Origin of the sequence: Roseibium sp. (assembly GCF_965232425.1) — a bacterium.
Classification (GTDB): domain Bacteria; phylum Pseudomonadota; class Alphaproteobacteria; order Rhizobiales; family Stappiaceae; genus Roseibium.
Window position 1 is genome coordinate 2,656,312 of sequence record NZ_OZ246971.1, and the last position, 21,606, is coordinate 2,677,917.

At 62.1% G+C, this 21,606-nt stretch carries 20 protein-coding genes and 1 tRNA gene; 11 read left to right on the plus strand and 10 right to left on the minus strand.

The genetic code is table 11. The annotated features are described in order from the left end of the window. Positions 1 to 34 precede the first annotated feature (34 nt). The 9 genes from ACO08A_RS12135 to ACO08A_RS12175 all read left to right on the plus strand — a co-directional run bounded on the left by ACO08A_RS12135 (position 35) and on the right by ACO08A_RS12175 (position 9,445). Positions 35 to 799 (plus strand): SDR family oxidoreductase, encoded by a 765-nt coding sequence (locus ACO08A_RS12135; RefSeq protein WP_422041303.1) that lies wholly within the window; start codon positions 35 to 37, stop codon positions 797 to 799. A gap of 129 nt (positions 800 to 928) precedes the next feature. After that, a complete protein-coding gene (locus ACO08A_RS12140) occupies positions 929 to 1,954 on the plus strand; it encodes a LacI family DNA-binding transcriptional regulator (protein ID WP_422041304.1) in 1,026 nt (341 codons plus the stop codon). 225 nt (positions 1,955 to 2,179) lie between these two features. Further along, a complete protein-coding gene (locus ACO08A_RS12145) occupies positions 2,180 to 3,499 on the plus strand; it encodes an ABC transporter substrate-binding protein (RefSeq protein WP_421980223.1) in 1,320 nt (439 codons plus the stop codon). 136 nt (positions 3,500 to 3,635) lie between these two features. After that, on the plus strand, positions 3,636 to 4,583 hold the full coding sequence (locus ACO08A_RS12150) for a carbohydrate ABC transporter permease (RefSeq protein WP_306142098.1): 948 nt from the start codon (positions 3,636 to 3,638) through the stop codon (positions 4,581 to 4,583). Then, entirely contained in the window at positions 4,580 to 5,521 is a 942-nt protein-coding gene (locus tag ACO08A_RS12155; protein ID WP_306142097.1) for a carbohydrate ABC transporter permease, read from the plus strand. The genes ACO08A_RS12150 and ACO08A_RS12155 overlap by 4 nt, the downstream gene beginning before the upstream one ends. Further along, positions 5,518 to 5,706, plus strand: a complete 189-nt coding sequence (locus tag ACO08A_RS12160; protein ID WP_421980222.1) for a hypothetical protein — start codon at positions 5,518 to 5,520, stop codon at positions 5,704 to 5,706. The genes ACO08A_RS12155 and ACO08A_RS12160 overlap by 4 nt, the downstream gene beginning before the upstream one ends. A 4-nt stretch (positions 5,707 to 5,710) precedes the next feature. Beyond that, positions 5,711 to 6,808 carry an ABC transporter ATP-binding protein gene (locus tag ACO08A_RS12165; protein WP_421980221.1) on the plus strand — a complete coding sequence of 366 codons (1,098 nt, stop codon included), beginning with the start codon at positions 5,711 to 5,713 and terminating at the stop codon, positions 6,806 to 6,808. After that, positions 6,801 to 7,796 carry an ABC transporter ATP-binding protein gene (locus ACO08A_RS12170; protein WP_422041305.1) on the plus strand — a complete coding sequence of 332 codons (996 nt, stop codon included), beginning with the start codon at positions 6,801 to 6,803 and terminating at the stop codon, positions 7,794 to 7,796. The genes ACO08A_RS12165 and ACO08A_RS12170 overlap by 8 nt, the downstream gene beginning before the upstream one ends. An 11-nt stretch (positions 7,797 to 7,807) precedes the next feature. Beyond that, complete coding sequence (locus ACO08A_RS12175; RefSeq protein WP_422041306.1) at positions 7,808 to 9,445, plus strand: dihydroxyacetone kinase subunit DhaK; 1,638 nt, start codon at positions 7,808 to 7,810, stop codon at positions 9,443 to 9,445. Positions 9,446 to 9,525: 80 nt separating this feature from the next. Here ACO08A_RS12175 and ACO08A_RS12180 read toward each other — a convergent pair whose 3' ends face one another. The 8 genes from ACO08A_RS12180 to ACO08A_RS12215 all read right to left on the minus strand — a co-directional run bounded on the left by ACO08A_RS12180 (position 9,526) and on the right by ACO08A_RS12215 (position 17,294). After that, positions 9,526 to 10,416, minus strand: coding sequence for a phytanoyl-CoA dioxygenase family protein (locus ACO08A_RS12180; RefSeq protein WP_422041307.1), 891 nt, complete (start codon positions 10,414 to 10,416; stop codon positions 9,526 to 9,528). A gap of 92 nt (positions 10,417 to 10,508) precedes the next feature. Further along, the gene (locus ACO08A_RS12185) at positions 10,509 to 12,011 is read right to left on the minus strand and encodes a pyridoxal phosphate-dependent decarboxylase family protein (protein ID WP_422041308.1); all 1,503 of its coding nucleotides are present in this window, start codon (positions 12,009 to 12,011) and stop codon (positions 10,509 to 10,511) included. Next, the gene (gene cysK / locus ACO08A_RS12190; RefSeq protein ID WP_422041309.1) at positions 11,962 to 13,041 is read right to left on the minus strand and encodes a cysteine synthase A; all 1,080 of its coding nucleotides are present in this window, start codon (positions 13,039 to 13,041) and stop codon (positions 11,962 to 11,964) included. Before cysK ends, ACO08A_RS12185 begins: the two co-directional genes overlap by 50 nt. A gap of 470 nt (positions 13,042 to 13,511) precedes the next feature. Beyond that, entirely contained in the window at positions 13,512 to 15,083 is a 1,572-nt protein-coding gene (locus ACO08A_RS12195; protein ID WP_422041310.1) for a winged helix-turn-helix domain-containing tetratricopeptide repeat protein, read from the minus strand. 129 nt (positions 15,084 to 15,212) lie between these two features. Next, entirely contained in the window at positions 15,213 to 15,572 is a 360-nt protein-coding gene (locus ACO08A_RS12200; protein WP_422041311.1) for an antibiotic biosynthesis monooxygenase, read from the minus strand. Between the two features lie 23 nt (positions 15,573 to 15,595). Then, the gene (locus ACO08A_RS12205; protein WP_422041312.1) at positions 15,596 to 15,775 is read right to left on the minus strand and encodes a hypothetical protein; all 180 of its coding nucleotides are present in this window, start codon (positions 15,773 to 15,775) and stop codon (positions 15,596 to 15,598) included. Continuing rightward, on the minus strand, positions 15,768 to 17,009 hold the full coding sequence (locus ACO08A_RS12210; RefSeq protein WP_422041313.1) for an MFS transporter: 1,242 nt from the start codon (positions 17,007 to 17,009) through the stop codon (positions 15,768 to 15,770). Before ACO08A_RS12210 ends, ACO08A_RS12205 begins: the two co-directional genes overlap by 8 nt. Positions 17,010 to 17,051: 42 nt before the next feature. Continuing rightward, positions 17,052 to 17,294 (minus strand): DUF1127 domain-containing protein, encoded by a 243-nt coding sequence (locus ACO08A_RS12215; RefSeq protein WP_422041314.1) that lies wholly within the window; start codon positions 17,292 to 17,294, stop codon positions 17,052 to 17,054. Between the two features lie 84 nt (positions 17,295 to 17,378). On the opposite strand from ACO08A_RS12215, the gene ACO08A_RS12220 reads away from it, so the two are divergent. After that, positions 17,379 to 18,284, plus strand: a complete 906-nt coding sequence (locus ACO08A_RS12220) for a LysR family transcriptional regulator (protein ID WP_422041315.1) — start codon at positions 17,379 to 17,381, stop codon at positions 18,282 to 18,284. A gap of 438 nt (positions 18,285 to 18,722) precedes the next feature. Here the strand turns inward: ACO08A_RS12220 and ACO08A_RS12225 are convergent, their stop codons facing one another. Continuing rightward, positions 18,723 to 20,288 carry a CHAD domain-containing protein gene (locus tag ACO08A_RS12225; protein ID WP_422041316.1) on the minus strand — a complete coding sequence of 522 codons (1,566 nt, stop codon included), beginning with the start codon at positions 20,286 to 20,288 and terminating at the stop codon, positions 18,723 to 18,725. 213 nt (positions 20,289 to 20,501) lie between these two features. On the opposite strand from ACO08A_RS12225, the gene ACO08A_RS12230 reads away from it, so the two are divergent. Next, positions 20,502 to 20,586, plus strand: a tRNA-Leu gene (locus ACO08A_RS12230). A gap of 31 nt (positions 20,587 to 20,617) precedes the next feature. Here ACO08A_RS12230 and ACO08A_RS12235 read toward each other — a convergent pair. Beyond that, entirely contained in the window at positions 20,618 to 21,499 is an 882-nt protein-coding gene (locus ACO08A_RS12235; RefSeq protein ID WP_422041317.1) for a LysR substrate-binding domain-containing protein, read from the minus strand. Between the last annotated feature and the right edge of the window lie 107 nt (positions 21,500 to 21,606).

Below are 21,606 nucleotides of genomic sequence, written 5' to 3' on the forward strand. Positions count from 1 at the left end.
ATCTTGGTCGTCTCATCCAGAAAGGCGTTATTTCATGACAAAGCGGGTTCTCGTGTCTGCCGGCGCCGCCGGGATCGGGCGGGTCATCGCCGAACGCTTTTTGAGCGAGGGCGCGCAAGTCGCCATCTGTGATGCCGATGCGGAGGCCGTCGTTTCCTTCTCCGAGCAGCACCCAAATGCCGTTGCGGCCGTCGCCGACGTGACCTCGGAGAGCGAGATGGGGGATTTCCTTGCCGAGCTCGAGGCCAGGTGGGGCGGCGCGGATGTCGTTTGTGCGAATGCGGGCACCGGTGGCCCGGCCGGTGCGATCGAGACGCTTGACTACGGGGACTGGCAAAGCTGCGTCGCAACCAACGTGCATGGTGCGTTTCTGACCTGCCGCTGGGCGGCGCGGGTGATGAAGGCGCAGGGATCGGGCGTGATTACCCTGACGTCCTCGACCGCGGGCATCATGGGCTATCCGATGCGTTCTCCTTACGCGGCCGCCAAATGGGCGATCGTCGGCCTGACGAAGACGCTCGCGATGGAACTCGGTCCGCACGGCATTCGCGTCAACGCCATTTGCCCCGGCGCCGTCGAGGGGCCGCGCATGGACCGGGTTGTCGCCAACGAGGCCGCCGCACGGGGGCTGAGCGAGGACGAGGTGCGGGCGCTTTACGTGGACGGTGTCTCGATGAAGACCTGGGTCACGGCGGAGGACGTCACCAACATGATTTCCTTTCTCGCCTCCGACGCGGGCCGGAAAATCTCCGGACAGATCCTCGCCATCGACGGCCACACGGAGACCCTCGCTCCTTAGGGTCAGGGCTCATTCATAACCTCCTGACACATATTCATTTTCTTGGAAAAGGCTGTACCGGCGCTACATTTTGATTGACGTATGTCAGTTTGGCGCGCCAGATTGACGGTCCCTCGGGAGAGAAGCGAAGTGAAGCCGACAGTCCACGATATTGCGCGCGAAGCAGGTGTCAGTCTTTCGACCGTCGACCGGGTCTTGAACGGCCGTGCGGACGTGCGGCCGAAAAATGCCGAACGTGTCAAGGAGGCAGTGCGGAGGCTCGGCTATGTCCGGGATACGAATGCCGCGAACCTGGCCAGGAAGCGGCGTTACAAGTTCATGTTCGTTCTGCCGGAAGGTCCAAACCATTTCGTCGAGACGGTCGCGGGTGCGGTGCGCGAGGCGGCGGCGGCCCAGGTGACCGACCGGGCCGATGTCGAGATCGTTTATGTGAATGCGGCGGACCCGCACGCGGTGGTCAAGCGCCTGAAATCCCTGGATTTGGGGACACTTGACGGGGTCGCGTTGATGGTCCCGGAGACGCCGCAGGTGCGCGACGCGATTGCGCACATCAAGAGTGCGGGCGCCTATGTCGTTGCTTTTGTTTCCGATTTGCCGAATTCAAGGTGTGACCACTTTATCGGAATTGACAATTTCTCCGCAGGCCAGACGGCCGGTGCGCTGCTTGGAAGGTTCCTGCGCAGGGAAACCGGATGCATCCTTGTGACGAGCAATTCCATGGTGGCGCGTGACAGTATCGAGCGTCGCTACGGCCTGGATGAAGTGCTTTCACGCGACTTCCCGAAGCTCAAGGCCCTGCCGACCATCGAGTTTCACGACGACCCGCAACGCATTCGCGATACGCTCGCCCGCGCCACGGCAACCCATGCCGACCTGAAAGCCGTCTACTCCATGGGGTCGGGCAATGCCATCATGCTGGAGGCCTTGCGGGAGTCGGCCGCCGGTCTCGATCTCGTGGTCGTCGCGCATGACCTGACGCCGGTGACACGCCAGGCGCTGGTGGATGGCGAAGTCGATGCCGTGATAGCGCAGAATGTCGGCCATCTCGCACGCAGCGCGTTACGCGTTTTGCGGGCAAAATGCGATGATGCCGGCATCTACGAAGCCCAGGAGCAGATCCGCATCGAGATCGTCATGCGGGAAAATCTCTACTGAGTGGACGTTCTTTCGCAGGCGATGCATTTCCCGAAAAGTCAATAAAATTAGGTAGTTAATATCCATTTTTGGAGCTTTTTCCGGTTTGCTAGCGAAAAAAGAAAGACGTATGTCAGTTTTGATGTTGACTTGACATACGTATGTCAAATAGGCTTGCCGGGCACTTGGAGGAGTGCCGCCGTCCGGCAGGTGCCGGGGTGCGATCATTTCGGGAGGAAATCAGCGATGAAAACTGCGAAACTTCTCGCGGCGACCGCTTTTGTGGCGGCCAGCGGGCTCAGCGTGTCTCAGGCGCAGGCAGACGAACTGACGCTGTGTTGGGCCGCATGGGATCCGGCCAATGCTCTTGTTGAACTTTCCAAGGAATTCGAGGCCCAGTCGGGCCACACCATGAAGTTTGAATTTGTTCCCTGGCCGAACTTTGCCGACCGCATGCTCAACGAGCTGAACTCGGGCGGCAAGCTCTGCGATCTTCTGATCGGTGACAGCCAGTGGATCGGCGGCGGTGCCGAAAACGGCCACTACGTCAAGCTGAACGACTTCTTCGACAAGGAAGGCATCTCCATGGACGACTTCGCTCCGGCGACCGTCTATGCCTATTCGACGTGGCCTAAGGGGACACCGAACTATTACGCGCTGCCTGCCATGGGTGATGCGAACGGCTGGTTCTACCGCAAGGACTGGTTCGCGATGCCGGAAATCCAGGAGGCCTTCAAGGCCGAGCACGGACGCGACCTGGCCCCGCCGAAAACACAGATGGAACTGCTCGAAGTCGCCAAGTTCTTCCAGGGCCGCGAAATTGACGGGCAGAAGCGCTACGGCGCCGCGATCTTCACCGAGCGCGGATCGGAAGGCATCACCATGGGCGCGACCAGCGCCATGTATCCGTTCGGCTTCAAATATGAAATGACGCCGGGCAAATACGACATGGAAGGCGCGGTGAACTCGGCGGATGCCGTCGCGGGTCTGGAGTTCTACAAGGAGCTCTACAAGACATCGACACCTCCGGGCTACACCGACAGCTACATGGAACAGTCGCTTGATGCGTTCAAGTCCGGCCAGGTGGCCATGGCCATGAACTGGTTCGCCTTCTTCCCGGGTCTCTACGCCGATCCGGATACCGGTGGCGACAAGATCGGCTTCTTCGTCAATCCGGGCCAGCTGAAGGAAGCATCCACGCTCGGCGGGCAGGGCATTTCCGTTGTCGCCTATTCCGACAAGCAGGATGCAGCCCTTGAATACATCAAGTGGTTCGCGCAGCCCTCCGTTCAGAAGAAGTGGTGGGATCTCGGCGGCTATTCATGCCACGTCAGCGTGCTTAACGATCCGAACTTCGCGGACAGCGCCCCGTTTGCAGCGGACTTCCTGCTCGCCATGGACGGCGTCATGGACTTCTGGCAAGAGCCTGCCTATGCGGAGCTGTTGCTGGCGATGCAAAAACGCCTTCATGACTATGTCGTGGCCGATCAGGGAACGGCAAAAGAGGCTCTGGACAAGCTGATCGAGGACTGGACGGAAGTCTTCGAGGACGAAGGCAAGCTCTGAGGGCTTTCCAAACACGGGCGGGCAAGCAGCACGCTTGCCCGTCCGACCCCGAAATGCCGGCGGGCGGCTGATCCACCGCCAGGGCGGGACATTCTCCCGCCGGTTTTTCCGGACCACCTTTCCAAACGGGCCACAGATGTCAGATACCCCTATCGACCGCGTAGCGAAAGCGACGCCGCCCTCGGTTGCGGCCAAAATTCGGGGCTTGAGCGATCGCGCAATAGCCTGGCTTTTCGTCCTGCCGACGATCTTCCTGCTCCTGGCGGTGAACATTTTCCCGCTGATCTGGACGATCAACCTGAGCTTCACCAACTTTCGCGCCAACCGGCCGAACCGGGAAGTCGACTATATCGGGCTTCGCAACTACGAACGCATTCTGACGGATGAAGACATCTGGCTGACGATGCAGGCGACGGCACATTTCCTGTTCTGGACCATCCTTCTGCAGGTGCTGATCGGGTTCACGCTGGCCTGGCTCATCAACCGGAAATTCAAGGGCAACGATCTCTGGACGACGCTGATCGTTCTGCCGATGATGTTGTCGCCGGCCGTCGTGGGCAATTTCTGGACCTTTCTCTACCAGCCGCAGATCGGTCTCTTCAATTACGGGATCTCCTTCCTGACAGGCATCGACCCGTCGTCCTTCCAGATGATCGGTGATGTCAAGCTCGCCCCCTGGTCGATCGTCATCGTCGACACGTGGATGTGGACGCCCTTCGTCATGCTGATCTGTCTCGCCGGGCTCAGGTCGATCCCCGACTATATCTACGAGGCGGCGGAGATCGACCGGGCCAGCCAGTGGCGGCAGTTCTGGACGATCACGGTGCCCATGGTGCTGCCGTTCCTGATGCTGGCGGTTCTTTTCAGAGGGATCGAGAACTTCAAGATGTTCGATCTCGTCGTGCAGCTGACAGGCGGCGGGCCCGGATCGGTGACCGAGCTCACCTCCATCAACCTGAAGCGCGAAGCCTTTGAGAAGTGGCGCACCGGATACGCGTCCGCCTACGCGATCATCCTGTTCGTGACGGTGTTCGGTCTCGCGTCGATCTATGTGAAAGCCCTGAACAAGGTGAAGGAAAGATGAGCAGCTATTCCATTACCGAACCTTCGCGGCTGCAAAAGTGGCTGGCCGGCACCCTGGTCGTCTTCTACGCGGTCATCACGCTGCTGCCGCTCGTCTGGATCCTGACCACCGGGTTCAAGTCGCCCGTCGATGCCATCGCCTATCCGCCCAAGGTCTTCTTCGAACCCTCGCTGGAAGGGTACGTGAACCTCTTCACGACCCGGACGCGCGTGTCTCCGGAAGCGCTGCAGGCGCTGCCGCCCCCGGCAACCTGGTACGAGGAGATCGTGCGCAATCGCGACATGGTGATCGCCGGCCCGTCACGTTATGGCGAACGCTTCCTGAACTCGGTGATCATCGGCTTCGGATCGACGTTCCTGTCCGTTTTCCTGGGCACGCTCGCGGCCTACGCGTTCTCGCGCTTCAAGGTGCCCTTGAAGGACGATCTCCTGTTCTTCATCCTGTCGACCAGGATGATGCCGCCGATCGCGGTCGCCATCCCCATCTTCCTGATGTTCCGCACGCTTGGCCTGTCCGACACGCATCTGGGCATGATCCTGCTCTACACGGCGGTCAACATCTCGCTCGCGGTCTGGCTGCTCAAGGGGTTCATGGATGAAATCCCGCGCGAATATGAGGAAGCCGCACTGATCGACGGGTATACGCGGTTCCAGGCCTTCTACAAGGTGGTGCTGCCGCAGGCGGCCACCGGGATCGCGTCGACGGCCATCTTCTGCCTGATCTTTTCCTGGAACGAATATGCGTTCGCGGTCCTTCTGACCTCGGGCACCGCACAGACGGCACCGCCCTTCATCCCGACCATCATCGGCGTCGGCGGCCAGGACTGGCCGGCGGTGGCTGCCGGCGCGACGCTGTTTCTCGTCCCGGTCATGGTGTTCACAATCCTGCTGCGCAAACACCTGCTTCGCGGCATCACATTCGGAGCGGTGCGCAAATGAGCCAGTTCGTACAAGGTCTTATGCGGTTGCGGCGTGGTCCCTGGGAGATGCTCGCATCGGTGCTGATCGCCATCGGCGTCGTCATGCTGATGCAGCCGGTCGTGCTGTGGGCCTACACCTACTCCTTCATCGTCACACTGACCGGCACGGTGATGTTCATCATCGTCAGTCACTTTCCGGACTAGAACCATGGCTGAAATCGTAATCAAGAACCTCAGGAAGGAATTCGGCGACTTCACCGCCGTGCAGTCCTCTTCCTTCAAGATCGAGGACGGCGAGTTCTTCATGCTGCTGGGCCCGTCCGGATGCGGCAAGACAACGACGCTGCGCATGATTGCCGGTCTGGAACTGCCGACCTCGGGTGAAATCTACATCGACAAGGAAGAGGTCGGCCAGAAGCCTGCCCGCCAGCGCGACATCGCCTTCGTCTTCCAGATGTTCGCGCTCTACCCGCACATGAACGTGCGCCGGAACATCAGCTATCCGCTGGTCAGCCAGGGCATGTCCAAGAAGCATGTCACGGAAAAGGTGGCCGAAGTGTCCCGCATTCTCGGCATCGAGGACATTCTCGACCGGCCCGTGAGCGGCCTGTCGGGAGGAGACCGGCAACGCGTGGCGCTCGGCCGCGCGATCGTGCGCGAGCCGAAGGCCTTCATGATGGACGAACCGCTGGGCGCGCTTGACGCGGAATTTCGCGAGCATATGGCCGAGGAACTGCGCGCACTTCATGACCGCATGGGCGCCACGACGGTCTATGTCACCCACGACCAGCTGGAAGCGATGCAGATGGGCGACAAGATCGTCGTCATGAACCACGGCGTGATCGAACAGTTCGGCACCCCGCAGGATATCTACGACAAGCCGGCGACCATGTTCGTGGCCGATTTCATCGGATCGCCATCCATGAATTTCCTGCGCTTTCACGGCGAGGTTCATGCGGGCTCCTCGAGCGTCCGGATGCACCACGTGGACCTTGCGGTTCCGACGGTGCGCGAACCTTTCGAGGGGGATCTCGTCTACGGGATCAGGCCGGAGCATATCGCGCTCAATGATGACGGCGGCAACCGGGGCGAGGTGGTCGCGGCCGAGTACCTGGGAACGACCCAGATCGTGACCGTGAAAACCGTGGGCGGCGACCTCAAGGCGAGGATACCCTCGGATCAGCCGGCAAGACCCGGTGAGACCGTCGGCCTTGCGTTCAACGGCACGACAGCGACGCTTTTCGACAATCAGAGCGGTCGCGCCCTCAGGTCCGATCTCAACGAGGGAGTGCTTGCCCATGTCTGAAGTGCGGCTCTCCAATCTTTCGAAGGCGTTCGGCGACACGGTTGCCGTCTCCGACGTGAGCATGACCATCCCCAACGGGGCATTCGTTACCTTGCTCGGCCCGACTGGGGCCGGAAAAACCACGATCCTGCGCCTGATCTCCGGGCTGGAGGAGCCGGACGCTGGAGATGTTTCGATCGGCGGCAGGTCCGTGGTCGAGGACACGCCGGCGCAGCGCAATGTCGCCATGGTGTTTCAGCAGTATTCGCTCTACCCGCATATGAGCGTCCGGGAGAATCTGGCCTTCCCGCTGCGCTCGCCGCTTCTGAAGACACCGGCCGAGGAGATCGAGCGCAAGGTGGCGGAAGTCGCCGAGGTTCTCCGGATCTCGCACAAGCTGAACAACAAGGCGACGGCGCTCTCGGGCGGTGAAATGCAGCGTGTTTCCATCGGCCGCGCCCTTGTCCGGGACCCAACCATCTACCTGATGGACGAACCGCTCAGTTCGCTGGATGCCAAGCTGCGCTCGGACCTCAGGATCGAACTGAAGCGTATTCAGGAAAGTCTCGGCGCGACGCTGCTTTACGTCACCCACGACCAGATCGAGGCGATGACCATGTCGACCCATATCGGCGTTCTGGACCAGGGCAAGCTGGTGCAGTTCGGGACACCGCGCGAGATCTACGAGAACCCGGTCAATCTCTATGTCGCCGGCCGGCTCGGGCAGCCCCGTATCAACGTGCTGCCGGCGGACATGTTCGCCGGTGCCCCGGCCGGGGCCGCGCAAATCGGGCTCAGACCCGAACACATACAACAAGGAGAGGGCAAGGGATCGACGGTGAAGCGCGTCGAACACCTTGGGGACCAGATCCGGCTGCATCTCAAGCTTGATGGACATGACGTCGTCACGCTCGCCGATGCACATGCGGATCTGGAACCGGGCGACACGGTCGCCATTCAGCCCCGCAATCCGCTTTTCTTTGACGCCGGCGGCGTCCGCATCACCTGAGGAGAGGGAACATGAAGCAGTTCATCAACTCAAAGGAAGCACTGGTCACGGAAGCCATTGACGGTGCTTTGCGTACGGCAGGCGGCCGATTGGCACGCCTCGACGGTTATCCGCATATCAAGGTGGTGGTGCGAACCGACTGGGACAAGTCGAAGGTGGCCCTCGTGTCCGGCGGCGGATCCGGCCACGAACCCAGTCACGCCGGTTTCGTCGGCCAGGGGATGCTGACGGCCGCGGTGTGCGGGGAGGTTTTTGCCTCGCCGTCCGTTGATGCGGTCCTGGCGGGCATTCTCGCGGTTACCGGAAAGGCCGGTTGCCTCGTCATCGTCAAGAACTACACGGGCGACCGCCTGAATTTCGGCCTGGCGGTTGAGCGCGCACGGGCCTTCGGCCTGAAAGTCAACATGGTGATCGTCGATGACGACGTTGCCCTGCCCGACCTGCCCCAGGCAAGAGGGGTCGCCGGAACGCTTTTCGTTCACAAGATTGCTGGCGCGCTCGCCGACCAGGGGGCGGATCTCGCCACGGTCACGGAAGCCGCCGAGCAGGTCATTGCCGGTGCGGTTTCCATCGGCATGTCGCTGGATACCTGCACGATCCCCGGGTCTCCCAAGGAGGACCGGATCGGCCCTGGCATGGCGGAACTGGGCCTCGGCATCCACGGTGAAGCGGGGATCGAACAGGTTGCCTTCTCCAACGCAAAATCGGCCATGGCCATGGTGGTCGACCGGCTCGAACCGGCGCTGGCGCCCGGTCCGCATGTTGCGCTTTTGAACAATCTCGGCGGGACGACACCGCTCGAGATGTCCGTCCTCGCCGAGGAACTGACGCATTCGCGCATTGGCGGACAGATCCGCTGGCTTGTCGGGCCGGCAGCGATGATGACCTCGCTCGACATGCATGGTTTCTCGGTTTCGCTTTTGCCGGTCAGCAAGACGGAAGAAGCGCTCCTGCAGGCACCGGTGGCGCCGTGGGTCTGGCCGGGTTGTCTCGCGCTCGGTCCGGTGTCCATTTTGCCGCTTCCCGATGGTCTGTCACCGATCCAGCCATTGCCGTCGAAGAACGACGATACGCGGCGGTTCATCGAAAAGTGCTGCAACATCCTGATCGCGGCGGAAGACGACCTCAACGCGCTTGATGCCAAGTCGGGCGATGGCGACACCGGAAGCACGCTGGCGACCGCCGCACGCGCGCTTCTGACGGCGCTCGACCGGATGCCGCTGGCCGATCTGACCCAGCTCTACCGTGCGATCGGGGTCGAGCTCAGCCAGACGATGGGCGGGTCGTCCGGGGTGTTGCTGGCGATCTTCTTCGCGGCGGCGGGCGACGCGTCCTCAAGCGGCAGCGATTCCATCGGTGCCTTGAAGGCAGGCCTTGACCGGGTGATGCAGGTCGGCGGGGCCAAACCCGGCGACCGGACGATGATCGACGCGATGATGCCTGCGCTCAATGCTCTGGAAAACGGGATCGATGCGGCGGCGCGCGAAGCGCGCCAGGGGGCAGACGCCACGTCCCGGATCACCCGCGCGCGGGCGGGCCGGGCGAGTTATGTCTCGGAGGCCGCACTTTCCGGCCACAACGATCCGGGCGCGGAAGCGGTTGCCCGGCTCCTGGAAGAGCTTGCGGCAGAACCGGCCCTGACCGCCTGACAGGTCTTGCACCGGCGGATCGATCAGGGTGTTCTGCCCGGATGGTTCGCCGGCCGTGATGCCTGCCAAGACGCCGGGGATCAGAAGGCGCTGCGCGCGCCGCCGGACTTCTGAAGCTGAAAGATCGAGCTGACGTCTTCGGCTGGGGGCAGGGGCAGCCGGACCGGCACCTGGGTCATGCGCGGTTCCAGGACCGGTTCGCCGATGATGACCCGGTCGAGCAGGTCTTCCCACTGTTCGCGTTGCGGCAGCCGTTGAAGGTAGGCCGAGCCGCCCATGAGCGGCCAGGCGTCCGCCGCACAGCATTCGTAAAACAGCATCAGGCGCGCCTTGTCAGACACGTTGGGCGCGGATCCGTGCAGCGTTCGCGCGTGATGGACCGACATGGAACCTGCCCTGCCGGTGATCGACACGGCCTTGTCGCGTTGAAACGCGGGATCATCCGGGTCGACTGCGCCGCAGAAGATGCCGTCGCGGCTGTTGTGACTGAGGATCGGACCCTTGTGCGAACCCGGGATCACCTGGAGCGGACCGTTTTCTGGCGTGACGTCTTCCAGCATGACGCCGAATGCCAGCATGTCGTCATTGGTGTGCGGGTAAAAGGCCCAGTCCTGGTGCCACTCGACGGCAGCTCCGCCGCCCGGTGCCTTGGCATTGAGCTTGGATGTCTGAAGAACGGCATTCGGGCCGACCAGTTGACGGAGGACCTCGGTAATGCGGGAAGCTTTCAGAACGTCCCAGAAGAACGGGTGCTGCTTGTGCGGCAACTTGATCCGCGTGAGCTTGGGCGTTTCCCGCGAATGCCCCCCATCAAGGTCGTAGACGTCGTTGCTTTCGCTGACATGCCTTGACCGGTCGATGAAATCGTAGGTGATCTCCTGCATCTTCCGGAGCTGCTCGGCGGAGAGGACGTCTTCGACCAGCAGATAGCCGTGTTCGAAATAGAACTCGATCTGTTCCCTTGAGATCATCCACCTGCTCCCGTTCGTCGCCCAACCCGATATGGTATCGATACCATCGCGCGTGAATCCGGTCAAAGCATCCATCCCGGCGCGAGCCGGGGTCAAGGGACCGGCTGCCGGGCGTCTTTCCGGGACAAGGCTGCGGATCCGCCCGCAACTGCGTGCCAGGCGTCAAGGATGAGATCGGCGACCGGGCCGGCGTCGGCCGGCATCGTCGCGTCGCAGATCACCGAAATCCGCATCACCCAGTCGTCCCGCCAGCGGGCACCGCCAACGAAGATCGAGCCGTGGTCGCGAAGCCTCGCGATGACGGCTTCCGTCAGGGCCTTTCGTTGCAAGGCGGTCTCCCCGGCGCGCCCGAAGCTGACAATCACCTGATTGAGGACAACGTCGTTGACGACACGAACGCCATCTGCGCCGCGCAGGCGTTCGGCGATCTTGCCGGCGATCGCGCAATGCCGGCCGACAAGATCCTGAACGCCCTGTCTTCCGAGGAATTTGAGCATGGCCCAGGTCGGCAGCCCGCGGGCACGGCGCGACAGTTCCGGGACAAGAAACGACGGGATCCGGTCCTGTTCACCCACCATCGGCAGGTAGCTGGCGTCAATGCTCATCGCTTTTTGCAGGCTGTCGCGATCGCGGACAATGGCATAGCCTGAATCAAAGGGAGTCTGCAGCCACTTGTGCCCGTCGACCGCCCAGGAATCCGCCCACTCGACGCCGTTGGTGAGGGGGCGGTAGTCCGGGTGGGCGCGTGCCCAGAGCCCGAAAGCGCCATCCACGTGTATCCAGGCGTTGCGCCGTTTAGCGATCTCCAGGATGTCCTGAAAGGGATCGAAGGCACCCGTGTTGATCTGGCCGGCCTGGGCAATCACGATGGTTGGCCCCTCCTGCCCTGCCAGCTGAGCCGCCAGATCCGATGCGATCATCCGGCCTTCGCCGTCGGACCTGACCCGCTTCACCCGGTTCCGTCCCAGGCCAAGATAGCCGAGAGCCGAAAAGACCGACGTGTGCGCGTCGTCGCCGACGTAAACGGTGATCGGGGGCGCTCCGAAAAGCCCGTCCCCATCCGCATCCCAGCCAGCCCGGCGCAGGACGGCGCCGCGCGCAGCGGCAAGTGCCGTGAAGTTGCCGACGGTCGCGCCGGTGACGAAACCGACCGCTGCCTCTTCGGGCAGGTGCAGAACATCGAGCAGCCAGCCCGCAGCAATCTCTTCCACCGCCGCTGCCGTCGGTGAAGACGTGTGAAAGGCCGCGTTCTGGCCCCAGGCACCGGCGAGCCAGTCGGCGGCCACGCCGACCGGCGAGGAGCCGCCCAGCACCCACCCGAAAAAACCGGGATGGGTCATCTGTGTCAGCCCCTGTTCGCCGCGGTCCACCAGTTCGTTCACGACGTCGGCCCCGTTGCTGCCGGTTTCCGGCAGGGGCTCGGAGAAGACGCCCAGCATCTCCCGGTAGTTTCGCTTCGGTGCACACGGCTTTCCCTTCAGCCCGCGCCGATAGGCCGTTGCGTGGGCCTGCGCGGTCCGAAGAACGTCGATTTGATCCGTTGCATCAGCCCAGGTGGTAGCCGGGAGTGGACTTGGAGATAGAGACTTCGTCATCTGTCATGTCCTCCGGAATATCCTCAAACAGCGGCGTGGAGAGATAGCGTTCCCCCGTGTCGGGAAGCATGCAAAGGATCGTCGAACCGGGCTCGGCTTTTTGGGCGACTTCGATCGCGATTGCAAAGGACGCACCGCCCGAAATTCCGGTCAGGATGCCTTCCTGGGACGCGAGTTTCTTGGCCCACTCAACGCCGGCCATGCCGGCAACCGGGCGCAGGTCGTCGTAGTAGTGATTGTCAACGGATTCCTGCAGAACGGCCGGAATGAAATCGGGCGTCCAGCCCTGGATCGGGTGCGGTTCAAAGGCCGGATGGCTTGCGGCGGGCGAGCCGTCGCCGGTCCGTTCCTGGACGTGACCGCTGCCGAGCAACTGGGCGTTGGCGGGTTCGGACAGGATGATCTTCGTGTCGGGGCGTTCGACCCTGAGCACGCGGCCGACCCCGGTCACCGTTCCGCCCGTGCCGTAACCGGTCACGAAATAGTCCAGCCGCTGGCCTTCGAAATCCGCCATGATCTCCCGGGCGGTGGTTGCCGCGTGGATTTCCGCGTTCGCCTCGGTTTCGAACTGGCGCGCCAGCAGCCAGCCATGCTTTTCTGCCAGTTCAACCGCCTTGCGGTACATGCCGAAGCCTTTTTCCGCGCGCGGTGTCAGGACAACCTTGGCACCGAGCAAGCGCATGAGACGGCGGCGCTCGATGGAGAAGCTGTCGGCCATGGTGACGACAAGCGGGTATCCCTTCTGTGCGCATACCATGGCGAGCCCGATCCCCGTGTTGCCGCTGGTTGCTTCGACAACGGTCTGACCGGGCTTGAGCTTGCCGCTTCGTTCGGCGGCCTCGATGATGTTCACGGCCAGGCGATCCTTGACGGAGCCGCCCGGGTTCGCCGCTTCGAACTTGACGAAGAGGTTTATGCCGTCCGGGGCAAGGTTGTTGATGCGCACGGACGGTGTGTTGCCGATCGTGTCGAGAATGCTGTCATAGGTGTGGCCAACGCCTGATGTCGTTCTGAGTGTTCCGCCGGTCATACTCTTTCCTTGCGTTAAAACGGGTTGCAACAAAGCGCCGCCGGTATCTGGCACGGCATGCGATCTGCTTACGCTGAGGAAAGTGACACGGCTTTTCAACCAAGTCTTGAGCGAAGTTTGAGGAAACCATGAGGATTTTTGAAAAAGCGTTCCCCAATCATGGAGATTTTTGGACGCAGGTTTGCCGCAGGCGCTGTCCTGACCCTAGGGTACGGACTCATAAATGAAGTCAATTTGGTTTGGATCGTTTTAACCAGCTGCGAGGAGCGAAAGCGCAGGAAATGTGGTTCATTTTCAAGCCTTTCGCGACGCGGCAGATGGCCAAAACGGCCAAATCCGAAGGGCGGCAAAATGGCTTCACCTCGCAGCGTCACCGCGCTTGACCGGGCAAAAAGCCCGCTCTACGCACGCTTCCTCTCGAGATTTTGCCATTTCTGCCGCCAAATCGGCTTCATTTATGGGTCCGTATCCTAGTCGACGCCGCGCCGCTTCAACGCCTCGGAGAAGCGTTTGCGCACAGCCTGATCCGCGAACGGAAAGGAGCGGAAGAAGTGTTCCTGCGTGATCGGCTGTTGCTCGGCATGGACCTGTGCGGCCCAATGCGCCGCTTCCGCCTCGTTGCCGGCAAGCTCGTTGGTGAACATGGCGATCACGCGAATGAGGCTGTGCGCGCCGGGCGCGCGCGCCGCCCGCTCCGCCCAGAGTGCGGCCTCCTTGTCATGACCTTCGATCGAAAGGCTGAGCGCCCGCGTTCCGAGCATCGCATACAGCAACGGATCGAGCGGGCTCAGGCCGCGGGCTTCGTCGGCAAGACGCATGCCGTCCGAGCTGGATCCCGTGAGCGTCTCCGTCCAGGCCCGCGCATACAGGCCCTGGGCAAAATTCGGGCTGAGGGAGGTGGACCGGTTCAGCCAGGTCTTCGCCCCGTCCAGATCGCCGGTGAGCCAAAGGGACCGGCCCATGTTGAAGTTCGCGAACGGGTCCATCGGATCAATCTCGATGGCGCGTTCCGCTGCCCGCCTGGCCGCATCGACCGCGAATGCCCGGTTGTCCGAATAGTTCATGAAGGCTGTCTTGAAATGGGCGAAGGAAAGCGCGGCATGTGCGCGGGCGAACCCGGGCTCCATCGCCACTGCTTTCTTGAACATGGCCATGGCGACCTCGTTCTCGGCAGCGTCAAACCGATAGAGCGACTGGAGCCCGAGATGATAGGTGGTCCAGACGTCGATGTTTTCCGGCGATTGCAGTTGCGCCCTTGAGGCCTCGCTCAGCGGAATCTGCACCTCGATCGCGAAAATGACCTCGGCGATGATCGTCTCGCGGATGTCATGTACCTCCGCGATCGACGCCTTGATCCGGTCTGCCCAGATGACCTGGCCATCGGAGGTTTCGGTCAGGACCACGTTGATGATGACCTGGTCGATGAATTTTTCGACGCTGCCGGACAAGACGTAACGGACGCCAAGCTGTGTCCGGATGTCCGACAGATCGCTATCACGTGACCCGAAGCGGAAGGAGGAGCCACGCGCGATCACCGAAATCCAGCGCAGGCGCGCAACCGCCGCAATGAGTTCGTGCGGAATGGCTTCGCCCAGTGTGCGCGCAACCGGGTCGTCGCCGATGGCGTCGAATTTCAGTATGGCAATCGACGGCCGCTGTGAGGCGTCCTGCACCGGGTGGTCGCCGTTCCCGGTTTCCGGTGTTGCCACCGGTTCGGCAACTGCTTGCGGAGCGCGCCGTTCAAAGGGGGCGACCCAGCGCAGCCCGCGGCCATGTACGGTTTTGATCTTCTCCTGCTTCGCACCGGAATCCTCCACGGCGGATCGGGCCGACTTCACGCAGGTCGACAGTGCGGCATCGGAAACAGCGCGGTCGTTCCACAGGACCGAATTGATCTCGTCCTTGGAGACCATGCGGTCGTGGTTGTCGATGAGCAATTTCAGCAGATCAAGAGCCAGCGGTTCGACATTGACCGGCTCACCCTTGCACCGAAGTTCCTGGCGCGTCGTGTCGAGCTCGAAATCCGCAAAGCAGTAAATCATGGCTCACCATAGCAAACTTCCGTAGCGGGGAGAATTGCTTAGATGAGCAGGCGTCCTGAAGTGGCACCGTCCGTCCAGAACCGGGCGCGCTGCCGCTTTCCGTTCGATTTTTGCGTGATGCCGCCGATTTCAGGTCGCGGTCCCTGTTGCCTGAGGTGAAACCGCCCACCCTGTGCTCAAATCGACATGGCGGATCGAATGCTCCTCGATCAGGTTCTCGTATCCTTCGGGCAGGAAGGACTGCTGCCACGTATCTCCAAATCTCCGTTTCACGGCATCAAGATCGTCCCAGAGCGAGGCAAACACGAGATAGTCCTCATCGGAGGCGATGCCCCGCCCGAAGAAATATCCTGAATTGCCGGGTTCGTGCCTGACCACGTCCACCGATGTGGTCGCGAATTTCTCCAGAAGGGTCTTTGCGTGGCCTTGCCTGATCCTGACCTGAAACAGCCGGAGGACCGGTCCTTTTCCTGATTTCTGTTCGCTCATACTGTTCTCCTAAACACTGCCTTTCAGACGGCAAGTTGAGGCGCCAGGACGCCGGGATATTCCTGGAGACACATGAGCCGGAAGACCGCCAGATCCAGAAAGAGCTTCTGGTAGGCGTTCACCGACATGATGCCGAGAAGGGAAAGCGCCGCCAGGACAGCCAGGCACACACCACCCCAAAGAACCCGGTACCGATCACGCATTGCTCAGCGCGTTCCCGAAGACGCGATCCTTTGCCGCCAAAGGGCGCTCGTCGATCGGAAGGTGCACAAGCGCGGCGACAACGCCGGACGCGACGACGCTCCACCACATGATGTCGTAGCTGCCGGTTCGCTCGAACACGAGCCCGCCGAGCCAGGCACCAAGAAAGCTGCCGGTCTGGTGCATCAGGAAGACGATCCCGACCAGGGTTGCCAGGTAGCGCGCACCGAAAATCTGCGCGACGATCCCGGTCGTCAGGGGAACGGTGCCGAGCCAGGTGAAGCCCATCACCGCCGCGAAGACGAGGGTCGAGATATCCGACGGCGGAAACAGGACGAACAGGGCGACGGCCGCGGCGCGCGCCAGGTAGAGGATAACCAGGATCTTCTTCTTGCTGAGGTGGTCGCCGAGAAGACCGCAGATGAACGTTCCGGCGATATTGGTCGCACCGATGGTTGCGAGCGCGGCGCCGCCGACCCAAGCCGGCAAGTGCCGGTCCAGCAGATAGGCGGGCAGATGCGTGCCGATGAAGGCGAGCTGGAACCCGCACACGAAAAAGCCGAGTACGAGCAGCACGAATCCACGGTGTGACAGGGCTTCGGAAAGCGCCGACCGCAGCGACTGGTCAGCACCGGGTTCGACCGATCGTCCGCTCAGAACCGGTGCGAGCGCGCAGATGGTTGCCGCAACGAGTGCCAGGCTGACGAGCGCCAGAGGCCAGCTGAACGCGTCGATCAGGCTTAGTGTGACCGGGACCGAAAGGAAAATGCCGAGGGAGCCTCCGAGCGAAGCAACGCCAAGCGCCGAGCTGCGGCGCTCGGGCGGAAACCGCCGACCGACCGCTCCCAGCACGACGGCATAGCTGGTGGCGCTCAGTCCGATGCCGACAAGCACGCCAAGCCCGAGAACAAGGCCGAGAGATGTCGATGCGGCCGATGCGCAGAGCAGTCCACCTGCATAGAGCAGGCCCCCGGCAAAAATTACGCGTGCGCTGCCGAACCGGTCCGCGATCATGCCGGCAAAGGGTTGTGCGATGCCCCACATGAGGTTCTGCAAGGCGATGGCGAAGCCGAAGGTTTCCCGGTCGACGGCGGGAAGACTTCCGGTGACCGGACCAAGAAACAGGCCGAAAGAATGTCGCATCCCCAGGGCGACGAGCGCGATCAACGACCCTGCGAGCAGGATCAGGCGCGGATCGACTTGAAACCGGGTTGCCGGCCCAGACAGTGCGGGCATGTCAGTTCTCCGAGGTTTTGCTGGAATGCGAACAGGAATACGCTAGGCGCCATGATTGCGCCGGCGCTCGTTTTCACCTGCGTGGATGATGGAGGGAATCTCACTGCGATCGATCCCCAGATCCTTGAGCGCGGCGTTGCCGAGGGCAGCCAGTTTCAGGCGATCTTTCCGCAGTTTTCGCCACGCCCGGTAACGCCGAATGGGTCCGTGCCATAGCCAATTGGCCAGCCGCGTTCCGTGCTCCACCATTTGCCAAGGCGGATAGAATTCCGAACTCTTTGCCATCTCTCTCCGCCACCAGGTTCGCCGGACAGAAAGATTATTGCCGCCTGCTTGTTATTGATCAAAATGTATTATTCAATAAGTGATATGCAGAACTTCAATATCAGGCATGCCGATCTCAATCTGCTTGTCGCATTCGATGCACTCTACAAGGAGCGTAGCGTCACGCGGGCGGCGTCCAGGCTCTCCCTGACGCAACCGACCGTGTCCGGGATGCTCAGGCGCCTGCGGGACACCTTTGATGACGACCTGTTCGTCCGCACATCTCACGGCATCGTGCCGACGCCAAGGGCCGACGGGATCGCCCCGCGGGTGGCGGAGCTTCTGGATGACATCGGTCTGCTTCTCGCGCCGGACGCGTTTGATCCAACCAGCTCCGCGTTCACGGTCAGGGTCTGCGGCAGTGACTATCTCCTGCACACGATCCTGGACACGTTTGCCGAGAGGGTACTCCGGACGGCGCCCGGCGCACGCGTCTCGATCCTGCCGAGACCTGCGGAGGGAGTTGCGCGGCAGCTGGAGAACGGCGAGATCGATCTGGTGCTCAGCGACCGGGAGCTGGCGGTGCCCGATCTGCCGTCGCGTTTCCTTTACAGGGACGACTTTGTCTGCCTTTCCAGTTACGGGGATCTCGCGGACGGCCCAGACATCACTCTTGACCGGTTCTGCGAGCTTGAACACGGCTTCGTCGACCCGACCGGCGGCAGCTTTCGCGGACCGATTGACGACGCGCTTGAAGCGGTGGGTCGGAAGAGAAACGTGGTGCTTGCCGTTCCGGGTTTTGCGATGCTGCTGGAACTCATGAAATCAAGACCTCTGCTCGCCTTCGTTCCGGTCCGGATCGCGGCGGCATTCGACCACGGCTTTTCCCGTGTCAGGACGCCCCTGGAGCTGCCCCATCTTGAAATCGTCGCAAGCTGGCATCCGCGCATGACGCGCGATCCGAAACACAAGTGGCTGCGCGAGACGCTCGTGTCGATCGCCAACACCTGACCTGTGTCACTCCAATCCACAGCCTCATCCTGAGGAGTACGCTTGCGTGCGTCTCGAAGGATGGGCCGCACGGCAGCGTGCCAGCCGCCTATCCTACGAGACAGCGCTGACGCGCTTCCTCAGGATGAGGTGTTTTTTCCGCTCGTCATCCCGGCCAAGCGCAGCGCAGAGCCGGGATCGGGGAGGCAGAGGACATGATGTTCTTGGTCCGCCCTCCCGGAACACCGGGGTTCCCCGGCCCCCGGGTCTCACGCTGTTCGCCCGGGGTGACGATAGGGCGCACTTGCTTCCTTGTGACAGGTTCCGCTTTGCTGCGTGGCTTTTCCGCAACCTGCGCCGTCCCGGACCTGATCCGGGACCTGAATGCGATTGGACAGGGGACCCCGGCTCTGGGCCGGGGTGGCGGTCGGGATCGCATGGCAGCTTCGCGATCAGCTTCTAGAGCCAGAAGCGGGGCGTTTCGCGGGTGGCTTCCCAGTAGCCCTTGGCGTGTTGCCACATGGTCTGGCACTGGGATTCGTGCCAGCCGATCACGAAGCCGATCGCCTGGCCGACGGCGACCGCATCCTTGCCTCCGGCAGCGACCTTCTGCGGCAGGGTCTCGGCCATGGCCACGTCATTGAGGTAACCGAAAATGTCCTGAAGCTTTTTCATCCGTTTCAGGAAGGGCTTTACCGTGTCCACCGGATAAAGCGAATTGTAGAACTCGATGCCGTAGCGCATCTTCTTCATCGCCTTGCGCATTTCGTGCCGCTCGGGAATCGTGAGCTCTTCCAGGCGTTTGCCGTAGCGGAGCACCTTTTTCCATTGCCTGGCGAGGGCCTTGGACGAATAGGTTTCGATCGGTTGCGCCAGCAGCGCCGTCTGGTCGAAATTTTCCGGATCGAGCCAGCCGCGGCCTTCCGTGTAGGCCGCCAGGTCCAGCAGGAACCCATTGACTTCTGCAGACTTCAGATGGTCGACGACGGCATTGCGCGTATCCTCGCTGCGAGAGGCGTTCAGTTTCGCCAGAAGGATGTCGAGCGACAGGTTTGCCGGCGTCTTGTCCGCCAGCGGCTGCACGATTTCGTCGATCAGCACATCGAGATCGCGCATCGAACCGGCTTCGGCGGCGATCGTCCTGGCCATCCGGTCCAGGGGTGCGACGGTGGCCGGGTTCAGTCCCGGCCTGAACAGACGGAAGGCACTGCGCAAGCGCCGCAGCCCGACGCGCAGCTGGTGCGGGCCTTCCGGGTCCCGCGACCCGATGACGACGACGCGGTTTTCCGAAATCTGTTTCAGGCAGGACCGCAGGACGTCGCGAAAGGCCAGTTCCACGCTGGTGCCGGGCGTGAAGCTGATCTTCTCGGCAAAACAGGGCTCCGGCGTCTCCGGTTGCCTGCCCTCGGCAAACCGGTAGCCACGCTCGGCCTTGCTGTAGGGGGAGAACCGGAAGGGAGCGTCTTTCAACAGCCCCCTGGCGGCATCGAAAATTGCCTGGCCCGGGCCTTCGAGCAGTTCCATCTCGAGTTCGGCGAGCGGCTGGCTGCCGTCGCCTGCGAGGATGTTGCCCGTGTCGAACGCCAGTTCGATCCGGGCACCGTCCTGATCGCGCGTCAGCTCGCGCGCCGTGCGTTTCATCACGGTTTCGAAGCATTCGCTCAAGGGCGCATCGCCGATGGTTTTCTCAAGAACCCGGGCAACTTCCGGATCTTCGATCACCGTGAAGTCGAGCGCGCGGCCCCTGACCGGATGTTCGGCTTCGACGGGTGAGGACAGCCCCGCGACGACGCCGGTTCCCACCTTGACGGTCTGCACCCAGCTGCGCCCGGACTTCCTGACGCGGAGAGAGATCTTCGCCTTGCGCAGCGCCTGGTCGGGCGTGTCGAAATAGATCGACTGCAAGGTCTTGGTCACCGCACGGCCGGCCGTGAAACCGTCAATTGCGCCCATGCGCTTCAAGGTGTCCTGGGCGGATGGATCCAGTTCGAGCTTGAGCTCGATTTCACGTCCTGACTTGCTCATGCAATCGTTCTAGCCAAGCCCAAAACGCTTGTCCAGAAAAGCCGCACAATTTGCGCTTTTGTTAGCAGGCTAAGCGTCCGGGACATCAGGTTGGCGCATCGGTTCCGCGGCCGCCGAGATGTTCCCGCGACATGCCGAATTCCGGTGCAGCAGAGCGAGCGGGCGCTTGCATCGGCACTTGGCCCATGATAGGCACCCTCTCCGGTGTCAGTTGCCCCTCTGGCGGAACTGGTAGACGCGCGGGATTCAAAATCCCGTTCCTTCGGGAGTGCCGGTTCGATTCCGGCGGGGGGCACCACTCTTTTCCTTCCACCAGCGGCAACAACCGGTCACCACCGTGCGCAGATTTCGGTGAGCCATGCGCGCAGGGTGCTGACGGGTGGCGATCGCTGGTCACCTTGCCTGCAAACGAAGTAAAGCGCCTTTTCCAGCTGGATTTCCGCGTCACCCAGACGGATCAGCCGGCCCGCCTCAAGATCATCCGCGACAAGAATGCGACGCACGAGGATCGCGCCCTGTCCGTCTATCGCGGCCGCGATCAGAACGGCAGAGTCGGGGAAGGTGGAGCTTCTCGATTGAATGTCGGGGTCGTGCAATCCCGCCTCCGCCGCCCATCTGTCCCAGAACGGATGAAACCGGTCGTGCAGCAGCGGCAATCCGGCTATGGATGCAGGCGCGACCGGGCCCACTGGCACAAAGGACGGCGCTGCAACGGCGACGAGCTGTTCGCTCTGCAGGCGCTCGCAGTAAAGACCGTCCGGCGGATCGCCACCGTAGCGCAATGCCACGTCGACATCGCTTTCTCTGAAATCAACCAGCTGATCGTTGGTGTCCAGATAAACGGAGATGCCCGGATGCCGGTCCCGGAACCGGGGCAGCTTGGGCACCAGCCACCTGATCGCCAGTGACGAGGAGAGCGAAATCGTCAGGGAGCGGGGCGTTCGCGTTCGCCGGGTTGCGCCGATGCCCTGTTCCAGCGCCGCGAAAGCGTCCTGCGTCGCCAGGTGCAGCCGTGTTCCGGCTTCCGTGAGTTCTACCCCACCGGGCAACCTGCGCAGCAGCGTAACGCCGAGATATTGCTCCAGCTGCTTGATCTGGCGGCTGACGGCGCCGTGGGTCACGCCCAGGTCTGCAGCCGCTCTGCTGAGGTTTCGGCGGGAGGCGGCTGCGTCGAATGCCTGCAGGGCCCGAAGGTGCCTTATGTTGCTCATAGCTATGAGTTTATCTCACATTAGCAGCCCGTAAAGTCGTTATCGTGTCGTCAGTTTTGCGCCTATCATTGATGATACTGCGCAAAATTATCATAGCGGAGACGAAC